Here is a 4,174-nt window from a genome sequence, read left to right on the forward strand (position 1 = left end):
AGCTTGGATCAATCACTATAATAACGAAAGACCCAATATGGCTAATGGTGGCTTTACGCCGATTCAGAAATTTAATATGGCAGCTTAGTTCTACTTATTTAGTGTTTTAAATATGGGGGTATTTCCCAGGCTTTATTCAAAGAAGTATCTGAATGCTTCGCTTACTTGGATGATGTAACGTGTGAGTTTTGTGGATATATTTGTCCCGTAGAGGTCCCTGCTGATATTGCTTATATGCGGTCTAAAGAGAACTGGTGCTGTGAGGTTTGTGAGCATGCTACTTGGCAGGAATATAATGGTAGGTAGTTATTTTTGTTGAGAGTTAAAAGCCAGACAGCTTCGGTTGTCTGGTTTTTTTTGGTGGGGGAGGGCGTTCAAAACTCTGTGTCAACTAAATTAAAGACGCATCACCGAATCTAATCGACCAGGGAAATAGATAGACAGCTGCATCATCGTCTGTCCCCAATTACGAATCGGCATCGTCCACTTGGCAGAGGCATTTACCAATTGAGATTTTTTACAACCGTCAACGAATACAAAAAGGGTTAGGATTTAAGTCACCTACTCAAGTATTCCAAACTTTTACCGTCAGGCTGCCTGATGAAATCTACCAAATGTTTTTCTCCGTTGTTGACAGCAGAGGTCATACTTGGCAGCGTTCAAAGACTTGTACAGCAAAGAGATTGTGGGATATGCTCTAAATAAGCGTATGACCGCTGATTTGGTTTGTGAGGCTTTAAACAATGCCATTAAGTACAAACGCCCTGCTCGGGGCTTAATCGTGCATTCTGACAGGGGTAGTCAGTATTGTAGCCATCAATACCGCCAAATCATCGACAAGTATGGTTTTGCTGGCTCTATGAGCCGAAAAGGCAATTGCTACGATAACGCCCCGATTGAAAGCTTCTGGGGTCAGTTAAAAAACGAGCTGATTTATCACAAAGTCTATGAGACTCGTGATGAAGCCATTAAGGATGTGGTTAGATATATTGAGATTTTTTACAACCGTCAACGAATACAAAAAGGGTTAGGATTTAAGTCACCTACTCAAGTATTCCAAGACTTTTACCGTCAGGCTGCCTGATGAAATCTACCAAATGTTTTTCTCCGTTGTTGACAGCAGAGGTCAATGAGTACGGAAGCATTGTTAGAAATTTCTAAGTCACCTATGCGGTGAGGAAGGACCTGTAGCCGTCAAGCCAACAGGTGCGGAATTTCTAAGTCACCTATGCGGTGAGGAAGCCTGTTTACACGCAAGGCGAGCTAAACGTTATTTTCTAAGTCACCTATGCGGTGAGGAAGCTCAATAGTTACAGGCTATAGGGGCTTTGATATTTCTAAGTCACCTATGCGGTGAGGAAGGTCACACATTGCTTCTAGGTGCGACTGGCACATTTCTAAGTCACCTATGCGGTGAGGAAGACAGCATGGAACTTTTGAGGCTCATGCTGAATTTTCTAAGTCACCTATGCGGTGAGGAAGATAGCTCTGTTTTAAGGGCTTTTACGCTCTGCTTTCTAAGTCACCTATGCGGTGAGGAAGCCCTGCAACTCTGATTACTGCCAAATCTATGGTTTCTAAGTCACCTATGCGGTGAGGAAGTTTGATAGCTTTAAGACTTGGCACTTTGACGATTTCTAAGTCACCTATGCGGTGAGGAAGAACTAATCTATCCGGGCTAGCGCCAACACCGTTTTCTAAGTCACCTATGCGGTGAGGAAGGGCGATACCTAACTCTAACGCTCGGTTGTAGCTTTCTAAGTCACCTATGCGGTGAGGAAGGGTTGGGGCGTAACGAGTTGCTAGGCAATCATTTTCTAAGTCACCTATGCGGTGAGGAAGTGAGGGTCTGCCAACTGCAATCCAGTCGAATATTTCTAAGTCACCTATGCGGTGAGGAAGGTCAATCGCCTTGCGTCTGTCCGACTTGCTACTTTCTAAGTCACCTATGCGGTGAGGAAGATCCAACATGGGCAGGTGTGCTAATTTGGGATTTTCTAAGTCACCTATGCGGTGAGGAAGCTGCCACTTGAATAACCGTCCCAACCTTTTAATTTCTAAGTCACCTATGCGGTGAGGAAGTTGTGTCTCTTTGTGTAATATGATTTTTCATGATTTCTAAGTCACCTATGCGGTGAGGAAGCTGCCACTTGAATAACCGTCCCAACCTTTTAATTTCTAAGTCACCTATGCGGTGAGGAAGACTTAAAGCAATACTGTAACTCTCTGTTTCAATTTCTAAGTCACCTATGCGGTGAGGAAGATGATGATGAAATAAACACCGCATCTTATATGTTTCTAAGTCACCTATGCGGTGAGGAAGTACTTAAAGCAATACTGTAACTCTCTGTTTCAATTTCTAAGTCACCTATGCGGTGAGGAAGTACTATAGAATAGGTATCATTAAGGCGGTATATTTCTAAGTCACCTATGCGGTGAGGAAGTGTGTCTCTTTGTGTAATATGATTTTTCACGATTTCTAAGTCACCTATGCGGTGAGGAAGAGTGTGTAGCCAGATAACTTGCCTTATATATATTTCTAAGTCACCTATGCGGTGAGGAAGTGTTGTTGTTTAAAAGTTAAGCCTAATTGTCTTTTCTAAGTCACCTATGCGGTGAGGAAGATGTTGTATCTTTATTGGTTAAAGTTTTGAGCTTTCTAAGTCACCTATGCGGTGAGGAAGTGTTAGCAGGGGAGCCGGTCAATCCACTGAATTTTCTAAGTCACCTATGCGGTGAGGAAGAGTGCGCAAGATGATGCGACCAAACGGCGAGATTTTCTAAGTCACCTATGCGGTGAGGAAGGCGCTCTTGCCAGACATTGCCGTAAATCTCACTTTCTAAGTCACCTATGCGGTGAGGAAGACACCAACCGATAATCCCGCGCTCGATAAATGCTTTCTAAGTCACCTATGCGGTGAGGAAGACACCGTGGCTATTCCCCAGACTTTTCAGTACTTTCTAAGTCACCTATGCGGTGAGGAAGTAACACTATCAACCCGTTCAAGTTTAAAGTTGTTTTCTAAGTCACCTATGCGGTGAGGAAGCTGTTTTATTTTCTTGCAAGGTCTAACAAACTTTTCTAAGTCACCTATGCGGTGAGGAAGATTTAATGCCTATCTTACTTGCATACCAGTAATTTCTAAGTCACCTATGCGGTGAGGAAGATTCAAGGAATGTATTCAAGGAATGTATTCAATTTCTAAGTCACCTATGCGGTGAGGAAGGCAAATATCATTAAGTCAAGTGTTGGATGATTTTTCTAAGTCACCTATGCGGTGAGGAAGCGTTATGGCTTGCTGACTCAGATGCAGGGCGATTTCTAAGTCACCTATGCGGTGAGGAAGCATGTGTGTCTGTGTTAGCTGTGGCGTGATTATTTCTAAGTCACCTATGCGGTGAGGAAGTTATGGCGGCCAAATGGTAACCCACGGCTTTATTTCTAAGTCACCTATGCGGTGAGGAAGGTTTTTGCGTGATATTCGCAGGCGTATTTGTATTTCTAAGTCACCTATGCGGTGAGGAAGAACGGCAGCTGAGCTATCCAAGGATTGCGCCAATTTCTAAGTCACCTATGCGGTGAGGAAGTTACAGATAATACTAAGTTAAAATTTTTCATTATTTCTAAGTCACCTATGCGGTGAGGAAGATAACTCAAAAAGCTTTTTTAGCTTTGATTAATTTTCTAAGTCACCTATGCGGTGAGGAAGTCATCTACAGTCTGCCCATAGTCATCAGCTAATTTCTAAGTCACCTATGCGGTGAGGAAGAACGTAATGTAAGGTTATATAATGCAATAGGTTTTCTAAGTCACCTATGCGGTGAGGAAGTCACAGCATAATCCTATGACATCTAACTTAATTTTTCTAAGTCACCTATGCGGTGAGGAAGTAACATTAGTTTTATTCCTTTTTGGTTTATTATTTCTAAGTCACCTATGCGGTGAGGAAGACGCTTTATATTTTGGGATATGATAGCAGGTATTTCTAAGTCACCTATGCGGTGAGGAAGTAACTCAAAAAGCTTTTTTAGCTTTGATTAACTTTCTGACCCCTGCCGTCAATCCCGTATATATAAACTTGGGAGATTTTGATTACGCAGCCTGACGATAATAATCAAACCACACCTGTCTTGGCGATTTATAGCCTAAACCCTTTTGAATCCTAGTCTGATT

Annotated in this window: 1 pseudogene and 1 CRISPR repeat array; the pseudogene reads left to right on the forward strand. The window is 42.5% G+C overall.

The features are described from left to right. Positions 1-646: 646 nt before the first annotated feature. Positions 647-1,084, forward strand: a pseudogene (locus JMX92_RS13125) (IS3 family transposase); the annotation flags it as partial. A gap of 70 nt (positions 1,085-1,154) precedes the next feature. Then, positions 1,155-4,011: a CRISPR direct-repeat array (repeat unit 28 nt; unit sequence TTTCTAAGTCACCTATGCGGTGAGGAAG). The last annotated feature ends 163 nt before the right edge of the window (positions 4,012-4,174 follow it).

The organism is Psychrobacter sp. H7-1 (assembly GCF_904846585.1).
Classification (GTDB): domain Bacteria; phylum Pseudomonadota; class Gammaproteobacteria; order Pseudomonadales; family Moraxellaceae; genus Psychrobacter; species Psychrobacter raelei.